This is a genomic window from Cyclonatronum sp., from assembly GCF_022565315.1.
Lineage (GTDB): Bacteria > Bacteroidota > Rhodothermia > Balneolales > Cyclonatronaceae > Cyclonatronum.
This window is the reverse complement of sequence record NZ_JAIUMX010000044.1, coordinates 1-19,528: the sequence shown is the minus strand read 5'-3', so window position 1 is coordinate 19,528 and position 19,528 is coordinate 1. Positions and strand designations below refer to the sequence as shown.

The 19,528-nt window shown below is 52.9% G+C and carries 11 protein-coding genes; 4 read left to right on the top strand and 7 right to left on the bottom strand.

Translation table 11 applies throughout. The features are described from left to right. Positions 1–303: 303 nt before the first annotated feature. Positions 304–2,955: a glycosyltransferase gene (locus LAT75_RS08685; RefSeq protein ID WP_291482259.1), complete on the bottom strand. Its 2,652-nt coding sequence runs from the start codon at positions 2,953–2,955 to the stop codon at positions 304–306. A gap of 306 nt (positions 2,956–3,261) precedes the next feature. On the opposite strand from LAT75_RS08685, the gene LAT75_RS08680 reads away from it, so the two are divergent. The 3 genes from LAT75_RS08680 (at position 3,262) to LAT75_RS08670 (ending at position 7,737) form a co-directional block, all read left to right on the top strand. Continuing rightward, positions 3,262–5,889, top strand: coding sequence for a prolyl oligopeptidase family serine peptidase (locus LAT75_RS08680; RefSeq protein WP_291482258.1), 2,628 nt, complete (start codon positions 3,262–3,264; stop codon positions 5,887–5,889). Positions 5,890–6,016: 127 nt separating this feature from the next. Continuing rightward, complete coding sequence (locus LAT75_RS08675; RefSeq protein ID WP_291482257.1) at positions 6,017–7,090, top strand: AAA family ATPase; 1,074 nt, start codon at positions 6,017–6,019, stop codon at positions 7,088–7,090. Between the two features lie 2 nt (positions 7,091–7,092). Continuing rightward, complete coding sequence (locus LAT75_RS08670) at positions 7,093–7,737, top strand: DUF4276 family protein (protein WP_291482256.1); 645 nt, start codon at positions 7,093–7,095, stop codon at positions 7,735–7,737. Positions 7,738–7,901: 164 nt separating this feature from the next. On the opposite strand, the gene LAT75_RS08665 is transcribed toward LAT75_RS08670, so the two are convergent. From LAT75_RS08665 to LAT75_RS08640, 6 genes are all read right to left on the bottom strand, one after another. After that, on the bottom strand, positions 7,902–11,711 hold the full coding sequence (locus LAT75_RS08665) for a zinc-dependent metalloprotease family protein (RefSeq protein WP_291482255.1): 3,810 nt from the start codon (positions 11,709–11,711) through the stop codon (positions 7,902–7,904). Positions 11,712–12,113: 402 nt separating this feature from the next. Then, on the bottom strand, positions 12,114–13,334 hold the full coding sequence (locus LAT75_RS08660) for an amidohydrolase family protein (RefSeq protein WP_291482254.1): 1,221 nt from the start codon (positions 13,332–13,334) through the stop codon (positions 12,114–12,116). Further along, positions 13,331–14,638 carry an amidohydrolase family protein gene (locus LAT75_RS08655; protein WP_291482253.1) on the bottom strand — a complete coding sequence of 436 codons (1,308 nt, stop codon included), beginning with the start codon at positions 14,636–14,638 and terminating at the stop codon, positions 13,331–13,333. The genes LAT75_RS08660 and LAT75_RS08655 overlap by 4 nt, the downstream gene beginning before the upstream one ends. A 205-nt stretch (positions 14,639–14,843) precedes the next feature. Continuing rightward, positions 14,844–15,467, bottom strand: coding sequence for a penicillin-binding protein activator LpoB (locus LAT75_RS08650; RefSeq protein WP_291482252.1), 624 nt, complete (start codon positions 15,465–15,467; stop codon positions 14,844–14,846). Between the two features lie 56 nt (positions 15,468–15,523). Continuing rightward, positions 15,524–16,546, bottom strand: coding sequence for an LPP20 family lipoprotein (locus LAT75_RS08645; RefSeq protein ID WP_291482251.1), 1,023 nt, complete (start codon positions 16,544–16,546; stop codon positions 15,524–15,526). Between the two features lie 42 nt (positions 16,547–16,588). Next, the gene (locus LAT75_RS08640) at positions 16,589–17,905 is read right to left on the bottom strand and encodes a hypothetical protein (protein ID WP_291482250.1); all 1,317 of its coding nucleotides are present in this window, start codon (positions 17,903–17,905) and stop codon (positions 16,589–16,591) included. A gap of 294 nt (positions 17,906–18,199) precedes the next feature. Between LAT75_RS08640 and LAT75_RS08635 the strand changes: the two genes are divergently transcribed. After that, a complete protein-coding gene (locus LAT75_RS08635) occupies positions 18,200–19,252 on the top strand; it encodes a cytochrome c peroxidase (protein ID WP_291482249.1) in 1,053 nt (350 codons plus the stop codon). The last annotated feature ends 276 nt before the right edge of the window (positions 19,253–19,528 follow it).

Below are 19,528 nucleotides of genomic sequence, written 5' to 3'. Positions count from 1 at the left end.
CAGGCTGCTTACTCTAACAGCTTCTTCAGCTTCACCGGGCGGCACAGGCTTTCTTTTTCAGAGGCTGCACGCCCGCATTTGCGGCAAATGAACTCCGGTTCCGCCACAATAAGCGCGAATTCCCGGAGGTTCTCCCTTATTTGCTTACGGTCGTATTTGCAAATAGCTTTTTCGGGTGTCATTGAGATGAGGTTTCTTCCGTTTGAACATGGCCGCATAGACGATTATAAAAAGAAAGCCGGGCAAATAATCATTCGCCCGGCCGGAAAATCATTTCAGGCTTGAAACCTATTCCCGTTACCATCACCCTTCAACCATTCGGCCTTCATCACGGGTGAAAGGATCGAGCTGATGTGCACGCTCCATGAAGGTCTCAGCCAGCTCTGTGTTGCCCTGCTGTTCGTGCATTTTGGCACCTATGTAGTAGGCTTCCGATGCAGCGGGGTACTGCTCCAGATATTCAGCCAGATACTGAGGTGCAAGCTGTATGTCGTTTTCTTTCCACGCAATGCGCAGCGCATACAGCAATGCAAGCTGTGGCTGCTGCTCGCGAATCATAGTGATGTACTTTTTGCAGCGCGAAAAAATCTGATTTTTGAAATAAAACCGGAGCAGCTCGAAACCAAAGCCGGGGTCAGGCAGGCCGCTGAGGCGTTCTTCAAGATCACGCATCAGGCCGCGGTTATTTACTGCCATCATTGCACGGATAAAATTGCGGAGATCCGCATCGCTTACCCCCTGAATGTTTTTGAGCTCGGTCTCCAGCTTGTCATCCAGAAGTTCCTTAATGCGGGCCTGAATTTCTTTGGAAGGGTTCAGCATATCAAGCTGTCCGCCAAGCAGCCAGATTTCTTCAAGGGGATGATCTGTACTGCCGGGCTCCGGCAACTCGGGGGTGCCGCCCCATTTCAGAGAGAACACATTCAAACTATTTACAAAATCATCGGAATAGGCCGGCACACCCAGCTGCGAGGTAAAAACCCCTGAGGCGTGCTTCACAAACACCCCTGCGGCAATCAGCACCTTTTTCCCTTCCTCCTGCATGCGGCAGCAGAGGTCGATCGTTTCGTACCAGGCGAGGCGGTAGCGCTCATCAAGCCGAAAGTGATCCTCCGCGCGCATCACAAAACAAAATCCGTCAATCCAGGCCGTTTCCAGCACTTGAAGCGGATCTTTGGATACCGAGCGGACCTGCTCTTCCTGCATACTCTGTGTGGTTACCGGGCCGGCTATGGCCGCTTCCGGGTTGGCCTCAAGTACATCGGCGAGCGATCGTGCGATATCGGTCTCAAAAGTGACATCTGCGTGCATTACGAGGGTGTATTCGCCCGATGCTGCTTTCAGGCCCTGATTTACAGCCTGCGTGAACCCCTTGTTCATCCGGTTGGTGATAACTTTTAAATGGAAGAAATGATGCTCTTCCATTTGCTTCAGATACTCCCAGCTGTCATCAATACAAGCATTGTCGATTATGATGAGTTCAGTATCGGAAGGCTCACAGAAATTGTACAGGCAAAGCGCGAGTTTTTCCAGACTTGGCTGAGCAAAACCGGCTATGGGCACAATAATACTGTGCCGAAAATGAGCCGGGCGCTCATACGGAACGGGCGGCTGAGCTTCTTCTGCGTCTTCTTCAGCAGCGGCATCAGGCTCAGCGCTGTCGTCATCACGCAGTTCAGGCTCTGTTTCGGGCTGTTCAGTCTCTTCAGGTTCAAGATCAGCTAAGGCCCTTTCTTCGGCTTCGGCATCCTCTTGCGTATCAGCATCCCCGGAGGTTTTTTCCGGAATCAAGGGGGCTTCTTTCGGCTCAGGCGCCTCCACTTTTTCACCGAAAGCTTTTATTTCGGGTTCATCCGGTCCGTTTTCAGTTTCCCTTTCCCTTTCGGATTCCGTATCGGGCTCTGTTTCGGATGGGGAAACAGCCTCTGCGGCTTCCGTTTCCAGTTCAGATAATACTTCTGATTCAGCTTCTGATTCTGATTTTTCAGCTGCTGCAGCCTGTTCCTCAGCCTGCTTCATCTGATCTGCTTCAGCTCCCTGACTGATCAGCTTTCTTCTTTCCGAAGCTTTGATGTACTTTTTAAGCCGCTGCAGCAGTTCTACCGAAAGCTTCAGCGTGTGCTGATGCCGTGGGAAGCGCTCGAGCACCTCTTCACATAAATCGAGCGCATCAGCGATGCGGCCATCCGATTTCAGGGCCTCCGCTTTTTCATATAACAAATCGGGATCGTCATTGCTGCCAACGCCGCGCACTTCCGTGCTGCTCAGTTGTGAATGAAACATGATGAGCCTGGAATCCTGCGTGGTGAGGTCAGAATAGGTTTCTTCGTTATAATGCAGGTGAAAAAAAGTCGGCGCTTCGAGCGCTTTAGCCGAAACCCCGGCACGCATCAGCAGCTCTGACGAATGGCCATTCTGCAGGAAAGGATTAAAAAACAGGCGATCGGGCCTGATGCGGTCTTTTCGGATAATGAAATTGATGGACGCCGGCACCTTTTTCTTGTGGGCATGCCGGATGGCAAGCTGCGTTGGGTCAAGCGCCGGGTTACTTGCCGGAAAAGTAAAGGCCGCATTGCTGTAAGAAAGCTCCTTCAGTACCGCCCCAAATGCCTCAATGTTCAGATCGAAGTGTTTATCAACAAAGTAAAACGCCTTGGCCGCACTATCTTCGAGCGCTAAGTTCAGGCACATGCCGGTACCTCTGCGCAGGTCGTGTTTATGGAAAACGACATGATCGCCCGCCGCCTGCTCTATGAGAGATTCAACAACGAAGGGTGTACCATCAGTGGAACCGTCATCATAAATAAAAACCTGTAACGGCAAAAACCTTACGGCCTCCAGAAACGGCTGAAGCATAGGCTCAACCTCATGCTCCTGATTGTAGAAAACAAATACAACACAGCACAAAGGGGGCCCCTGAGCTGCGACAGCGGAACCGGATTTCTCGGGGTTCATGCTAAAAATGGATCGGAATTTATTTTGGATACTCAGAGCAACAAACGTTTAGACTGGTTAACATTTTTGCTGATAAACTAACTTATTAAGATAGAAAGATTTTCTGCAAGCCTTCAATACAGAATGAATTAAGCTGAAATCCGGCTTTTTTGACGCTTTTTTTAACAAAGCATTCTGTTTTAATTGATTTTTTCAGGACGCCGCTCAGCATCAATTTCCGGCATGACCGGAAAATCTTATTTTAAGCCACCTTCAGGAACAAGCGCCAATCCGGCGATTCACTTCTTTATCCTTTTTTCTGTTTTTATGAATGCTACCTCAACCTTAAAAAAACGCTTTTCAGCAGGTCTTCTAATTCTGCTGCTGGCCGCGCTGCCCCTTCAGTTGCAGGCAGGGCCCGCCGAACAAGAACCTCAGCAACTCCGGTTCACCGAATGGCTGCAGGCCGGCCCTGTTTTACAGATTCTCCCGGCCTGGCATGATGTAAGCAACATCCGCGGCAACACCTTCGGGCTTCGTGAACTGATGGATACCGAACTCATCGACCCGGCTGCGATCGATCCCGTGAGCGGCACCGAACTGCTGAACCGCTTCGGAACACCTGTACGCTGGCGTGAAGTGCGTTTTGATTCGGGGGATGCGTCCTTCAGCCGGTCCGAAAATGAGCGGCATTTCCACACCTATTACCTGGCCACACAGCTGCACACCAGCCGCTGGACCGAATCGACCCTAAAGCTGACCTCCCCGCACACCCTGGCCCTGTACGTGAACGGCGAGCGGATGAACACCAAAACCAGCATTCAGACCGGAGATGCGGAAGCCGGCACCCTCAGCCAGAAACTGCAGCTTGAGCGCGGCCGCCACACCATCATGGTGAAAATTATGGCCGGCAGCGATGCTGAGGTGTCCTCAGGCTTTTCTGCTGAACTCGAATACGATGCCCTTTTTGAAGACGCCTTTGCTGTTTCAACCTCCCCGCAGCGGCCGCTTTCGCTCACGCACCTGATGACCCTGCCCGAAACCACCGGCGTTTCCATCTCTGCCGACGGCACCTACGTAGCCGTAGTGGTGCGGCAGGGCAACCCCGATACCGGCAGCTGGGACAACTGGATCGAGCTGCGCCGCTTCGAAACCGGTGAAACCGTACAAACCTGGCGCGGCGGCATGCGCATCACCGGCATCAACTGGTCGCACAAAGATCACGTGCTCACCTACACAACCCGCAGCGGAAACAAAGGCACCATCTGGAAAATCGACTTGCAGGCCGGCACGCACGAGCCGATTCTTCGGGATGTGGAACACCTCGGCGGCCATCAGTGGGGGCCCGATAACCGCTTCCTGCTGTACACCGCGCAGGAGAGGCCGGCGGCGAACAACACCGGCGTGCACCGCCTCGACGGCATGCACGACCGCTACCCGACCTGGCGGCACCGCAGCTTCATCTTCCGGCTCGATCCCGCAACCGGTGCAAGGGAGCGGCTCACTGCCGGACTGCTCAGCACAGGCATGGGCAGCATCAGCCCCGACGGCACGCAGCTGGTGCTCAGCCGCACCCATGTGGACTACAGCACCCGGCCCTTCACCTATGCCGAAATGCTGCTGATGGATCTGCGTACCCTCGAAACCGAAACCATTATTGAAGCTCCCTGGATTGGCGGCGGCAGCTTTTCGCCCGACGGCCGCCACATCCTGCTAACCGGCAGCCCCAACGCCTTCGGTGATACCGGCCGCACGGTAGAAGGCCTCGCCAACGACTACGACAGTCAGGCCTACCTCTTCGACCTGCAAACCCGCGAAGTACGCAGCATCACCCGGCAGCTTGATCCGGATGTGAGCAGCGCGCAGTGGGGGCACGACGGCCGGCACATTTACATCACCGGCGGCGAAAAAAGCCGGACCGCTGTTTTCCGTTATGATCTCCGCAATGACCGCTTCGAGCGCCTCGACACCGGGGTTGACGTCACCTCCGGGTTCACCGTAGCCTCCAACGCACGGCGCGCGGCCTACATCGGGCACGGCATCAACGACCCGCACAAAGCCTACACCTTCGACCTGCGCCGCGACCGCGCAACCATGATTCATTTCGCGGCTGCTGACACCTACCGGCACGTGCGCTTCGGCAGCTCCCGCGACTGGGTGTTCACCCTTGAAGACGGCACCGAAATCGACGGTCATGTGTACTACCCCATCGATTTTGATGACAGCAAAACCTATCCCGTTATCGTGTACTACTACGGCGGTACCGCACCGGTAAGCCGGGCATTCAGCGGGCGCTACCCCAAGGAACTATACGCGGCGCACGGCTACATCGTTTACGTGCTGCAACCGAGCGGCACCACCGGCTTTGGTCAGGAGTTCTCGCAGCGGCACCTCAACGACTGGGGCCGCCGGGTTTCGGGTGAAATCATCGCGAGCGTGAACGGCTTCCTGGATGCGCACACCTACGCTGACCGTGAGCGGGTCGGGGCCATCGGGGCTTCCTTCGGCGGGTTTATGACCATGCTGCTGCTCACCGAAACCGACATGTTTGCGGCCGCAGTTTCCCATGCGGGCATCAGCAACATCACCAGCTACTGGGGCGACGGCTTCTGGGGCTACCTGTACAGCTCCGTTGCCTCAGCCAACTCCTTCCCCTGGGATGCTCCGGAAGTTTACATCGACCAAAGCCCGATTTTCCGCGCCGACCGCGTTCGTACCCCGCTGCTGCTGCTGCACGGCCTCTCCGACACCAACGTGCCGCCCTCCGAAAGCATGCAGTTTTTCACCGCCCTCACCCTGCTCGGCGCCGATGTGGAGTACGTAACCATAGCCGATCAGGACCACCACATTGTGGACTACAACAAATTCATGCTCTGGAAAAACACCATCATCAGCTACTTCGACCGCTACCTGAAAGAGCAGCCCGAATGGTGGAACCACAAGTACAGTGAGTGAGGTGCGGAACTTTGATGAATGGGATGTACCTTGCTGATTCCTGCGTTTGGTTTTACCCCTTGCAGGAATCAGCAGGGAATCCCTCTTACAAAAAAGCCATTAATTTCCGACGCTTAGTTTCCGAACCATGAGCAATCAGCAACTTTCCAGAATTGTAGTCAATGGGTTTAAATCCCTAAAAAGCTGTGATATCCGTCTTGGTCAGCTGAACATCCTCATTGGACCTAATGGTGCCGGAAAGTCCAATTTTATCAGCTTTTTCAGGCTCATTCAGCAGCTGATTGCCGGCAACCTGCAGCATTATGCCGGCAAACAGGGCGGACCGGATGCCCTGCTCCATTTCGGCAGAAAAGTTACGGAAGCGCTTGAAGCAGAACTTTATTTTGGAAATAACGGATACAGGTTCTCTCTTGAAGCTACCGCCGACAACCGGCTGATGTTCGCACATGAGAGCTTGTTTCCAAATATCTCGGACTACAAAACAGTTGGTTCAGGTCATTTTGAAACCCGTATCGGAACGCACACAACAGGCATAAAGCAGTACGTGATTCCGGCCTTAAAAAGCTGGCGCGTTCATCATTTCCACGACACAAGCGAAACCGCAGCGGTCAAACAGCTGTGCGACAAAAACGATTACCGAAGCCTGAGACCTGATGCCGGCAATCTTGCCTCTTTTTTGTTTTACCTGAAGAACAAGCATCCCAAAAATTATGAGCTGATCACCAAAACCGTTCGGATGATTGCGCCCTTTTTCGGAGACTTTCTGCTCGAAACGCATCCCCTGAATGAGGAAAAAATTGAGCTGGAATGGACGCAGCGGGGGCATGATATACCCTTCAAAGCCCATGTATTTTCTGACGGAACCCTGCGGTTCATTTGCCTCGCAACAGTGCTGCTTCAGCCGACTGAACTCATGCCGGAAACGATACTCATAGACGAGCCTGAGCTCGGTCTGCATCCTTACGCCATACGGCTATTGGGCTCGATGCTGCGTTCAGCCTCAGCTGAGAAGCAAATCATTGTATCAACGCAGTCGGCTGACCTTCTCAATGAGTTCACACCAAAGGATGTGATCCTTGCTGAAAGGGCAAACGGCAGCACGAACCTGCTGAGACCTGATGAATCAGCGCTTGCAGCCTGGCTTGAAGACTATACTTTAGGCGAACTTTGGCAGAAGAACCTGATTGGCGGGAGGCCTTGAAAATGGCCCGAATCTTCATTTTCTGTGAAGGCCAGACCGAAGAAACCTTCGTTCGCGAAATCCTGACTGATCATTTTGCAAGGCTGCAAATTTGGGTTTACCCGATACTACTGCGAACCGGGCCTGGCGGAAAGGGAGGCGTTGTTTCGTATCAAAGTGTTAGAAAGCAACTTGTCCGAAAATGCAGGCAAGACCCTTCCGCGTGGGTCACTACCTTCATCGATTTTTACGGCCTTCCGTCGGATTTCCCTTTCTCTGATGTCACCGGAGACCCCCTTGCCAGAGTTTTAGCAGCTGAGGAAAATTTGCAGCTGGATGTAAGTGAACCTAATTTCATAGCTAATTTCACTGCACATGAGTTCGAGGGATTGCTTTTCAGCAAGCCCGCTGCTTTCGGGCTGTACTTTTCGGGATCAGAAGCGGTGAAAAAACTGCAGAACATTCGCGATACTTTTCCAAGCCCCGAGCACATCAATGATGGGAAAACTACAGCGCCTTCAAAAAGAATTCAGCAGATACTGAGAAAGTATGACAAGGTATTGTATGGCTCCCTTATCGCTCTTGAAATCGGGCTGGATGCCATCCGAAAAGAATGCCGGCGTTTTGACAGCTGGATAAGCAAACTCGAAAACCTGAAACCTTTCTGAGGTTGCGATTCAGTTTACCCGCAAAAAGTTCAAAGTAAAATTAATCCCCCCATCACACCAAAAAAGCCCGCTTCCGAATCAAACCGGAAGCGGGCTTTTTATTTTTGCTTAAGGTGATGCGCTCACAGGCGGGGCATCAATTCGGGCTGAGATTCCCTCTGATTTTACTTGATGAGGGTCATCTTCTCGGTACGTACCTGACCGGCGCTTTCGAGGCGGTAGAGGTACACGCCGGAGGAAAGCCGGGAGGCATCGAACGTAACGGTGTGGTAACCGCTCGTCATTTGTGAGTTGACGAGTGTTGCAACCCGCTGACCCGCAACGTTGAACACATCGAGGCGAACCTCACCGCTTTGCGGCAGTCCGAAGGTGATGTTGGTTGTGGGGTTAAAGGGGTTCGGGTAGTTTTGCCGCAGCTCCACCGTTGTGGGAATATCGAAGGTTTCTTCATCGATATTAACCGGGGTGCGCAGGTCGAACTGTGCCAGGAAGCGGGGCGATGTACCGCTTGGGATGCTGTAACCCGGCAGATTTGGGATGCTGCTTAGGTCAGTAGTTTGCGCATTCGGCTCAAATTCAAAGGTGTAGCTGTCGCCAAGGCCCATGCTGATGGTTTCACCGGTAGCCTGATCCACAACATTCAGGGCGTTGAAGTTTTCTGCACCGCCGCTGATATTCACGAGGGTAAGGGTGAGTTCGCCGGCAAAGCTCGCAGCAAAATGCATCGGCACATCAACTACGGTGTCGCCGCTGTTGAGCGGGAGCGAGTTGATGCTGCGCGGGCGGTTTGTATCAATCGAGTACAGGTACAGGAACTCAGAGCTGAGCGAACGCAGCAGGTCGGCATCGTAATCATCGTATCCGGCTGCACCTTCCTCAGAAAACATCACCACTTTGTATGATGTGAAATCTCCGGAAGTAAGGGTGAAAGTATAATAGGCCGCAAGCGGATTGCTGCGCGGGCTGCCGTTGGCAAGCTCTTCTGCATCAAAAGTGATGCTCGCATTTCCCGCACGGGCACGTGCCCAGAAACCTTCAAACGGGTTTACGCGGCCTGTAAACTTTTGCGCTGAGGGCACGTCGGCCGGGAAGTAATCGTGCCCGTTCCATGCAAGGAAACCGCCATTGCCGCCATTCAGGGTTGGCACCCATACCTGGAAAGAACGGGATGCATTCGCAAAATTATCTTCCGAAATACGACTAAGTTCGATGGTGGTATTGTACGGGTTCCCAATCAGGTTCCAGCCCTGTTGCGCGTTGCCCGTTGCACCGCCGCCCGGGAAAATGAGCTGATTGGTCAGTTCTTTCACAAAGGGTGAGCGGTTGAGAAAACCGACGGCGCGAACAAAGCCGGGCAGGTCTTCGCTGAAGATGTAGGTAAGGAGGGCCTCTCCTGCGGCAAGCTCATAATCAGCTGAGGGTGCTGCGCGCAGGCCGGTTTGGCTCATCACATAAACCGAAGGCGTACCGGTTTCGGTATCGGCACCAGGGAAGCCCTGAGTGGCAAAGTTGGACAGGGTTTCCTCAATGGTTGCGCCTTCAACCGGTGGTGAAACAATGCGCCAGCCTTCAGCACCCGAAACAAATCGCTGTATGGTTACCCGCTCACGCACATCAAGGATAACCACTACACTTGAAGTACCAACCAGCGGATCAGAGGTGAGGTTTACGCGGAAAGCATACTGTGACTCACTAAGGCTGCCGGTATCAACTGTGAAGTTAATGACACGTGACTGACCGCTCGGAATGGTACCGGTGGCTTGTGTAAACGTAACTGATTCAAGCGGAAGTGCTGCTGCGCCGTCCGGCAGATCATCTGATGAAGCTGACAAGAAATAATTGTAGGCTGCTCCGCCACTTACACTAACAGAGAAACTACCTTCAAAGGCTTCGGCTGTACTCGCAGTATCTTCAATCGGCCCGGCAGGCACCTGCGCAACCGGCAGCGGCGCATTTACGGAAATCGAAAAGTTCGGGCGCGACACATTAAAGAACACATGATCATCGGCCTTAACTTTAATCCGGGCATTTGTGGTATTGAGACCTGAAGGAATTGCTACAAATGCGGATCCGTTGTTCGGCACATTTTCAGCAAGCAGCGTACTGAAGTTTTGTCCGGCATCGGTTGAGAGGTAAATGCTTACGGTTTCCGCATTAACGGGTGCCACGTTGGTATTTGCCACATCCCAGGCTACCAGCACCTCTGTTCCGGCGCGCCAGTTTGTGCCTTGTCCCGGAACCGGAACCACAAAAGGTCCGGCCGATTCCGTTACCGTAAAAATAGCATCTGCGAAAGCTACGCCGCCCCCGCCCTGAAAATTATCACGGGCTGAAAGGCGGAACCGCATGTTACGGTTGTAATTAGGCAGAAACTCTCCGATGGTTGGGTTTCCGCTCAGCACATTCTGCAGCTGCGGAAACATTCTCACCGGCTCATCTGTACCGGGGAAAGAACGGAAAAGCGGAGCGTTGCCAACCGGCTGATTTGGAGGACCCGCAGGGCCCAGATCGAACTGCTCCCAGGTAAACACCAGCTCGTTGCCTTCAGGGTCTTCGCCTGAGCCTTCAAGAATAAAGGGGGTACTTACGGGCAGAGTGAGGCCTGTTACGCCAGCGTCAACAATCGGAACAAGATTGCCGGTTGGGGTCGTCTCACCACAGTTGGCTCCCACACCACTATGTGCAAAGCTTGACATCTGGATGATGCTGAAAATATGGAAATACGGATCGGTCGTAAACTGCAGGTTGTGCGCTCCGCAAATGCCGGCATAGCCCATAATGGTGCTCCCGCTGCCCGGCTCAAAAGCTCCGCCGCCAGTGCGGTTTGGGCCGCAGCTGCCGGCTGTTCCGTTAAAGGTATGCAGGGCGTTATACTGATGGCCGATTTCGTGGGCCACAAAATCGATGTAGAAGGGGTCGTTTATAGGCTGCGGAAGTCCGGTAACACCCTGTGCTTTTCTGTTATTTACACAAACTGAACCAAGGGAAGCAATACCTCCGCCACCTGTAGAAAACACATGCCCGATATCATAGTTTGCGTTTCCAATCAGGTTATCAATACGCGCCTGATTTTGGCTAAGCATTAACTGCCCGTTATTATTGCTGTAATCGCCCGGATTGGTTGAAATGAGGATCTCATTGTTATCAATCAACACCATAGTGGAAGACACCTCAGTTTCATACAGACCATTCACCCGGTTCATAGCAACTACGATGGCTGCCATCGCACAGCTTACGGGCTCCTCAGGTGTGGCACAGCGGCTTGGCTGGCTGTGGAAGCTTGTGTATTGTGATGTTGCAGCCATAGCAAGACGGTATGTACGAAGCTGCGTGCCGCTAAAAGCAGGCTCAGCATTATACAATGCGGCCTCCGCAAAACGCTCCATAGCTTCGTCATCCACAATCGGCTCGTGCTGTTCTGCGCCCATACGCCGCTGGAAGGAAACCACAAAGTTGTTCCGCTCATATACCATAACTATTTCGGGCTGCTGTGCAGAAAACGGGTCTATGTAAAAAGTACCTGAGGCGCTGCGAACCATAGCATGAAAGCCTGCTGCTGTAAAACTGATACGACCATAGGCCGTCGGGTCGTCGATACCACCAATGCGATAGGTATTGAAATCCGGAAACTTTGCAGCAAGGCCATCCTGCATCACGGATGATTCAACAGCTAAAAAGCGCTGAATACTTCCGTCAGGTAGCGGAAGGGATATTTCCGCGCCCTGCATGATACGGCCTGCAAGCTGAACGGGAGCCGTCTGAAGCACATCCTGCATGCTACGCAGATTAAGCTGAGCAGCCTTGTACGTTACAGGTTGTATATCACGCTGTGCCTGAAGGCTTTCTGAAGCCTGCGTAAAGCTCCAGAAGGAATCACTGCTGTACTGCGCATCAGCACTTGCAACTGCAAACAAAGGCAGTACAAGACCAAATATCAGTACTGATTTGGCTAAATCTTGTATATAACGGTTCATAGATAAATAATCTTTGGTGTTGAAATGGCTTCGCCCAGTCAGCTGTATCTTGAGCTAAACTTGTTTGAGTTTTGTTCTACCTTAAGCAACTCTGTGTTCTGATCAGATCTGATTGAGGTATGAACAAACACTTCTGCATTACATGAACGAAGGTCTTTTGGGATGAATGGATGACGTGTACTGTTATACCAGAAAAGTATCCTTTTAGTTGAGGATTTTAGCAAACAGCTCAGCTATTAAAGTTATTGGTTTATTTTCCAAATTTAAAAATAATGTTATACCTGTAATCAATAAAGAATGACCCGGCTTCGAGGTTTGCCGGAATTTCTCCGTAAACGAAGCCGCAAAAAAAACAGGCGCTTCATAAAATGAGGCGCCTGTTTTTTTCAGGTTCGCAAACCGTTACTGACAGCGTGTACTTGCCGGTTCACCATTTATAATTACCGTGCACACCCGGCTTGTGTACTCGAAGGGGTCGCCTTCCCACAGCACGAGATCCGCATCTTTACCACGCTCCAGCGAGCCCGTACGGTCGGCAATCCCCAGGAAACGGGCCGCATCAATCGTGAGGGCGCGCAGGCCGTGCTCGAAGGGCAGGCCGTTTGCTACAGCAATGGCGGTTTCGAAATGCACGACCCTGGTTTTCGGCACATAACCTTCAAATCCGCTTTGAAAGGTGAAGGGGATGCCCGCCTCAGCCAGCCGCGCTGCCGTTGTGAAGGCCGCGTTGGTCGTTTCACCGCGCGTGCGCACCATGGTGGGATGCAGGATGATGTGTACCCCGGCCTCTTTCAGCTCATCAATCAGCAGATAGGCTTCGGATGCGCCTTCGAGAACCAGATCGAAGCCGAATTCCTGCTGCAGCCGCAGCGCCGACATGATTTCCGAGACCTGATGCGCGTGTATCATGGCACGCATCTCCCCGTTCAGCACCTTCACCATGGTCTCCATTTTGAGATCGCGGGTCGGGTTTACGCGCGCCATGTACTCCTGCGCTTTGATGAACTCAGCCCGCAACATAGAAACCATGCGGGAACGCGTGCCGGGAGAGCCTCCGAAATTGGAACTTACAGATGGGCCGAGGGTGAAAGCTACCATGGCCGCCGGATTGATGACGGCTTCATCTACCGTTTGGCCCCAGGTTTTGGCGATCAGCGTTTGACCGCTTGCCAGGGCGCCGGGTCCGTGACCGGTGTGAACGGTCGTTACCCCGAGATTACGCAGCCACACAACCAGATCTTCACGGGCATTGTAGGCATCAATCGCGCGCAGGTCCGGCTGGAACGGGTTGGAAGTTTCGAGCTGATCCTGATCGTGCGGGATATTAAGAATGCCAGCCAGCCCCACAACCGAGCGCGTGTCGATAATGCCGGGCGTAACGACCGGCGCTTCAAACACCTCGTAACCGTCGGGGATGCTCACCCTGGAAGCCGGCCCAACGCGCTCAATCCTACCGTTGCGGATGAGCACAACGCCGTCTTCAATCGGGTCGCCGGCCATGGTGTACACGATGCCGCCTTTAACGGCAATGTTCTGGGCGTTGAGCTGCGCAACCGGCGCTGAGCAGCCGGCGAGCATCCATCCCAGGAAAAAAAGTGCGGAAATTATTGAGAACCGTCTCATTGTGCACCTCCTACCGAATAGTGGTCAAAGTAATCGCCGCGGAATATTTCGTGGCCGCCTGTGGCGTATGGCAGCTGATCCGGGTTGGCGCGGTCGAAGACCTTGATGCCTTCAATCCAGGTTTGCTGCACGTGCGTGTACACGCTGAAGGGATCGCCGGTGAGCAGGATGAAGTCGGCATCTTTGCCTGGCTCGAGCGAACCCACGCGGTCTTCCATGTCGAGCTGACGGGCAGCTGCGAGGGTGAGGGCTTCAAGCGCTTTCTGCCGGCTCATGCCGTCACGAACGGCAAAAGCGGCCATCCGGAAAAACAGGCGGGAATCGGTTACACCGTCGTCGGTGTGAAACGACACTTCGGCTCCGGCTTCCTCCAGAACACGGCCTGATTTATAAAGCAGGTTCACGGCTTCAAGCTTACCGCCGGGGGTATCGAGCACAATAATGGAGCTGGGCACGCCGGCTGCGGCAATTTCGTCGGCTACGAGCCAGGCATCAGTTACGTGGTGCAGTACTACCCGGAAGCCAAACTCGCGCTGCATGCGCAGCACAGTGAGGATGTCATCGTGGCGGTGCGTATGGAAATGGACGATGCGGTCGCCGTTGAGGGCTTCCACTATCGGCTCAAGACGCAGGTTACGCGGCACATTTTCTTCATTCTGAAGGCGCTCCCTGTAGGCCTCCGCTTCGATGAACAAACCCCGCTGAAGCGTTGCCGACCGCGCCCGTGTGCCGGGGAACGGCGCCGCACGCAGCGGATTGGTACCGTTGGCCATCTTAATGCCGCCCGCAAACCCATCGCGCAGGCGCGCATCGGGGATGAGCATATCGTAAATGGTGCGGGCATTGCGCAGCTTTAGGTAGATGGTTTGCCCGCTGAGCAGGTGCCCCGAGCCCGGCATCACGTTTGCGGTCGTTACGCCGCCGGTACGGGCTTTTTTGAAGGTATCGGAGCGCACATCAATGGCATCCATAATGCGCACATCGGGGTGGAGGGGCGAGGAGCGGTCGCCGCCGTCGCCGCCGCCAATATGTGAATGCGTATCAACAAGGCCGGGCATAATGATAAAGCCGCTGGCATCGCGGCGCTCGGCATCAGCGGGGATGCTCACCGAGCCTGCCGCACCAACGGCTACAATTTTGCCTTCGTGCACAACAAGAACCCCGTTTTCGATGGGTTCTGATGAGATCGGATAAATGGTCGCTCCCTCAAAAGCGACCGGGACCTGCTGTGCCGTAACCCCCAGCGGGATTACCAGCAAACACAACAACGCCCCCAACAGTCGGTAGCTAACTTTCGGATTCATAGTATCAGATTAATTAGTAGAACTTGCGAATCCGAAAGTAACAGATTGCTAAGCTGCATTCCAACAGCACAGGGCCGGAGGGTGTTATGATTTCCCCCGGCCCTGTTAATAGTTGCAAAGCGTATTGCACAAAAAGGCAGTAAACTGAGCGGACCTACACCGGGCGGGTTTCAGGCCCGGTACCGCATCCCCCTACAAAAACATGCTACCGTATTGAGCGGCGTTCAATAACTTTTCGAATCTGCTCGTTGCCAATCCAGACTTTTTCAGTGGTTTCCACATTAACGAGCTCGAGATTTACCGAGTAGAAAATAACAGCCTGCCGCCTGTCAACGGATTCATCAATGATGGAGTTGATGTTGCCAACGAGCATGAAATCAGCGCCCAGTTCCTGTGCGAGGTTTTTAACGGTTTCGAAGGAAGCGTACTGCTGCTGCTGCTGACGCTCATCGCGGATGTCGGCCCGAACATTGCCGCCCGCCACGAAACGGACTTCACCAGAATTGATAAGCTCGCGCTCCAGATCTTTGGTGAAGACCTCCGTATCGATGTGTTCCATACTGTCGTTTTGCACCCGGCCGACAATCACGACCGGATCGCGGCCTGTGGCGTCTTTAAAACGCTGAAGCCAGGGGCGGCGCAGAACATCGCTAATCATGGTTTCTGATACGATGCGGGCATCTCGGTCGTTCCAGCGCCCGGAAAGATCGGGCGTATCATCGGCACCTACACGGGTTACCGTTTGGCTTGGCCCGCCGCCGCAGGCTGTTAAGAACAAGGCAAAAGCAAACAAAACAGCGGCACGAAAAATAGCAGGTTGATTCATCATACAAATGGAAAGATTGGGTGAAAAGGATAAAGGAAAATACGGAAGCCTGAACCGGCTTAGTTCCGGATAAGATCCCGGAGCTGTTCTTCCACAAAGTTTTTAAACGGACGCTCTACCACATTTCGCGCATCACGGGCGGCGCGGCGCACAGCCTGATCGTCGGAAGCGGCACCTGCCCGGCCTTCATGAAAAAAGGTCCGGAAATCGGTACGGGTCTGATTGTCTTTAATATCAACGGTGACCGTCCAGTGGCGGAATGCTGCATCATCGCGGCCGAGGTCTGTTACTTCGGTTACGAAAGCGGCACTTACATCAAGCAGGGCAGAAGATACGCCATCGCCTGACGTAAACCCGAGCTCCTGAAAAACACTCCGCAGCGCGCCTTCAAGCTCGCGGGGGAAGTCAGCCGGCGTTTGGATACGCACCGTAGCCTGTGCTGCGAGTTCATCTAACCGGCGGTCTATTTCCAGACGCCGCTCGGTTTCAGGGTTGAAAGGCACCGTGCGGTTGAGGATGTGATCGCGCTGCAGTGATAGGTTTTCATTAATCTGACTGATAACCAGCGCTGAGCGGTAAAAACCCATTTTCCGGATCACACCGTTTTCGCGGGCCGCCTGACCCAACAGCGATTCAATAATCATATCGTTGTTCGTAATCTCGCGCGAGTACACCGTTGAAGTGGGCAGCCGCTCGAAACCGGCAAGTACATAAAAGGTCTGCCCGTCCTGATGGGTTTCATAGGTCTGCACATTCAGCATTTCCAGATTCGACTCAACTTGTGTGGTCGAAATGAGGCTGGTTACGCGTGCAAGATTGATATCCTCATCCCGTACGGTTTCGAGGTAATCATCAACCAGGGTCTGACTCGCGCGCACATCGGCACGAAAAGTACGGGCGAGGTTGCCGATTGCATTATTTTGCGCCGCATGCAGCGAATTACCGGAACCTATAGCCGTAAGGTACTGCCGCTCAGGATAAACTTCACCCGGGCTCGTAAGCCATAGCGGAGTCCGCGGCGTTGAAGCACAGGCTGCCAGCAAAATGCTCAGAACAAGTATGGGGATGTAATGTAGTCTCATAGGTTGTTTTTTTGAAGGATGGGTACCGTGCACCATTAAAACTTAGCCAGGGAAAAAGGTTTCCGCTATCTGCAGGTTTTGGCCGGCGGTAACTTCAAGGTTATGGGTTTGTTGATGAATGATACGGTTACTGCGGTCAAAATACCGAATACTGATTTCATGCGTACCCGGTGGCAAACTTACCGTTTGGCCGTACACACGGCCGGGCATAGTCTGCCAGCTGCGCAAGTCAGCCACCTCTGTGGTTTCAGTAACAAGAAACCCGACCAGCTGGGCAACGGCCCTGCCGGTTTCGCCGAACTCCCGTGCTGCAGCACGCTGACCGGCCTGATTTCCCAAATGCTTTAAGGTTGAACGGATAATTGCCCTTGTTACGATGAGGGGGCGCCTTACATTGAAAACATCCTGAGCCGTAGCGGCAAAATCATCGAGCATGGGCAGTGTTACCGTTTGCGTTCCGTTAATAACTGCTTCCACCCTGCTTATAGCAGTGGGATGCAGTTTTAATGACGGAACAGCGTATTTGATGTAGGTACTCAAGTTGTTTGAATAAATACGAAGCTCATTTGATTCTTTACTGGGTGAAAGGCCACCAAAACCAATAAGCATCACATTGCCTGCTTCCGGAACCCTGCCAGCCGGGGCAGCTGTGGTAGCGGCGCCCCCCCGTGTTGGCTGAGCAAACCGCTGGCCGGGGAAATTTCGTGCAAACGTTCGCAGAAACCGCTCATACTCGATGCGGGCATTATCTTCGCGGCCCTGCCTCGAAAAAACAACGTAGCTCAGATAATGCCCGAACGGGCTCGACTGAATATTCGTACGGCCCCGGCTCCAGCCCGGGCTCGTATCTGTTTTGGTAGTATCCTGCCGGGAGAGGGTTTCGACAAGGCCGTCGTAACGAATCGACAGGTTTTCCAGTTTAAAGGAAGCGCGCCTTGCCTCTACCGTAGCCGCTTCCAGATCGCCAAGATGAATTGCAGAAAGTGCATTGAATAGATTCAGCATCACATCCTCATAATCCTCACCCTGATACTCCAGTTGCCCGTCGTTTACGAGGAACGCCCGAATATTGCGCTCAACAGAAGTTCCGAAGAGGCGGTCAATCTCCTGCTCTGCACGCTGAAAGTACTCCATACTCTGCCGGTGATTGCCGTTAAAATAGCTTATAGTACCGAGCTCTAAGTTAAGGAGCACCTGATCCTGCGGGCGGTACACACTTCTGCCGAACTGATCGAGCAGCTGCTGGGAACGGCCAATATCACCGGAGGCAAAGGATGTTCTGAGCTGCGTTTGTGCCTCCATCAGGCCCGACATGGCGCAGGATGACAGCAAGAGCGCAAGGCCCCCCAGGAGTACCAAAACCCCTGTTGATCTTAATTTTGTGTTCAGTTTATACTCACACATGCGTAAAACGGAGTTAATTTCTTTGCTTAATGATACGAACATACAAAGAATTAAGTACATGAAAATGTGAATACCGCCATGAATTCAGATTATCTGCCCAAATCAAAAAGTTCTTCTCGGAACAATTAGTTTTAAAGCTTTGATGAATTTTACGTGAAAAAGATTTGTACAACTATTCGAATAGTGATATTATAATACCGTTAGCATTTCTCCCCCGATTTGCCTTATTACCATTAAAAAAGAACTGTTATGTACTATTATTTAAGTTCTGAAACCCGAAGCAGGCCTGCAATGCTACTGCTTGTGTTAATCTCACTATTCGCATTGTTTGGTATTCTGAGCTGTCAGCAGGGCGCAGATCAAACCGCTGAAGCACCTGTTACACCACACCCTTTATTCCAGGTTTTGCCGGCAGATGTTGAAGATCCGGAAGATAATATCCGCACCCCTGAGCGCATCGACCTTGGCCACAAGCTGTTTTTTGAGCCTAAACTTTCCCGCTCCGGCATCATCAGCTGTAATTCCTGCCACGTAGTTGGTGCAGCCGGTGTTGATCACCGTGCCCGTGCCATCGGTGAAGGGGCTCAGGTTGGCCCGAGAAACTCACCAACCGTATTTAATGCTGCCTTCCTGAAAGCACAATTCTGGGATGGCCGCGCAGCCACCCTCGAAGAGCAGGCCAAAGGCCCGATTCAGGCCCACGTTGAAATGGACCTCACCCCGCCTGAAGCTGTAAACCGCCTCTATAACACCGGTTACCTGCCTTATTTCGAAGCAGCTTTCCCCGATGAAGAAGATCCGCTCACTTTCGAAAATGTAGCCAAAGCCATTGCAGCTTTCGAGCGTACCCTGCTCACCCCGGGTTCGCCATTCGATCACTATCTCGAAGGCAACTTTGAAATCCTGAACGATCAGGAGCTTCGCGGGCTCTCCCTCTTCCAGGATGCCGGCTGTGCAAGCTGCCACCACGGGCCGCTGCTCGGCGGAAATCTCTTCATGGAATTCTCTCACCTCGGCGGTGAAGACGTAGGCCGAGGCGCCATTACCGGATACCCGGGCGATCAGTTTGTATTCCGCGTAGCTCCGCTTCGCAACATTGCACTCACTTACCCATATTTCCACGACGGCAGCGTACCAACCCTTGAAGAAGCTGTTGCAATTATGGGCCATGCGCAGCTCCAGCGGCAGTTTACGCAGGAAGAGGTTGACGATATCGTTGCCTTCCTCAATACCCTCACCGGCGAGTTCCCGATGATTGCGCACCCAAGCCTGCCACGCAGACCACCGGCACAGCGCAGGTAATCATATCAGTTTCATAGTAGTTAAGTAGTAGTAGTAGTTAGTGATTATGAAAGCCCGAAAGGTTTTCTCCAAAAAGCCCGGTTTAGACGCCGGGCTTTTTCTTTTGGCTTAGATTGCTGCATTTATTTTAAACTGAAGTAAAATTTTCGCTAATTTGTGCGTTATAAACTGCAACTATAAGAAAATCAAACGACATACTTCAATAAACCAATTCATAATTCACCTTTCATAGCCACCAATCCTCCCTTAAACTGATGTCCATTATGAGTAAACAAT

What these genes read in the sequence shown, in the direction of transcription:
- LAT75_RS08680 (WP_291482258.1), top strand. Translation starts at nt 3,262, where the DNA reads ATGAATGCTACCTCAACCTTAAAAAAACGCTTTTCAGCAGGTCTTCTA.
- LAT75_RS08685 (WP_291482259.1), bottom strand. Translation starts at nt 2,955, where the DNA reads ATGAACCCCGAGAAATCCGGTTCCGCTGTCGCAGCTCAGGGGCCCCCT.
- LAT75_RS08670 (WP_291482256.1), top strand. Translation starts at nt 7,093, where the DNA reads ATGGCCCGAATCTTCATTTTCTGTGAAGGCCAGACCGAAGAAACCTTC.
- LAT75_RS08675 (WP_291482257.1), top strand. Translation starts at nt 6,017, where the DNA reads ATGAGCAATCAGCAACTTTCCAGAATTGTAGTCAATGGGTTTAAATCC.
- LAT75_RS08655 (WP_291482253.1), bottom strand. Translation starts at nt 14,638, where the DNA reads ATGAATCCGAAAGTTAGCTACCGACTGTTGGGGGCGTTGTTGTGTTTG.
- LAT75_RS08660 (WP_291482254.1), bottom strand. Translation starts at nt 13,334, where the DNA reads ATGAGACGGTTCTCAATAATTTCCGCACTTTTTTTCCTGGGATGGATG.
- LAT75_RS08665 (WP_291482255.1), bottom strand. Translation starts at nt 11,711, where the DNA reads ATGAACCGTTATATACAAGATTTAGCCAAATCAGTACTGATATTTGGT.
- LAT75_RS08645 (WP_291482251.1), bottom strand. Translation starts at nt 16,546, where the DNA reads ATGAGACTACATTACATCCCCATACTTGTTCTGAGCATTTTGCTGGCA.
- LAT75_RS08650 (WP_291482252.1), bottom strand. Translation starts at nt 15,467, where the DNA reads ATGATGAATCAACCTGCTATTTTTCGTGCCGCTGTTTTGTTTGCTTTT.
- LAT75_RS08635 (WP_291482249.1), top strand. Translation starts at nt 18,200, where the DNA reads ATGTACTATTATTTAAGTTCTGAAACCCGAAGCAGGCCTGCAATGCTA.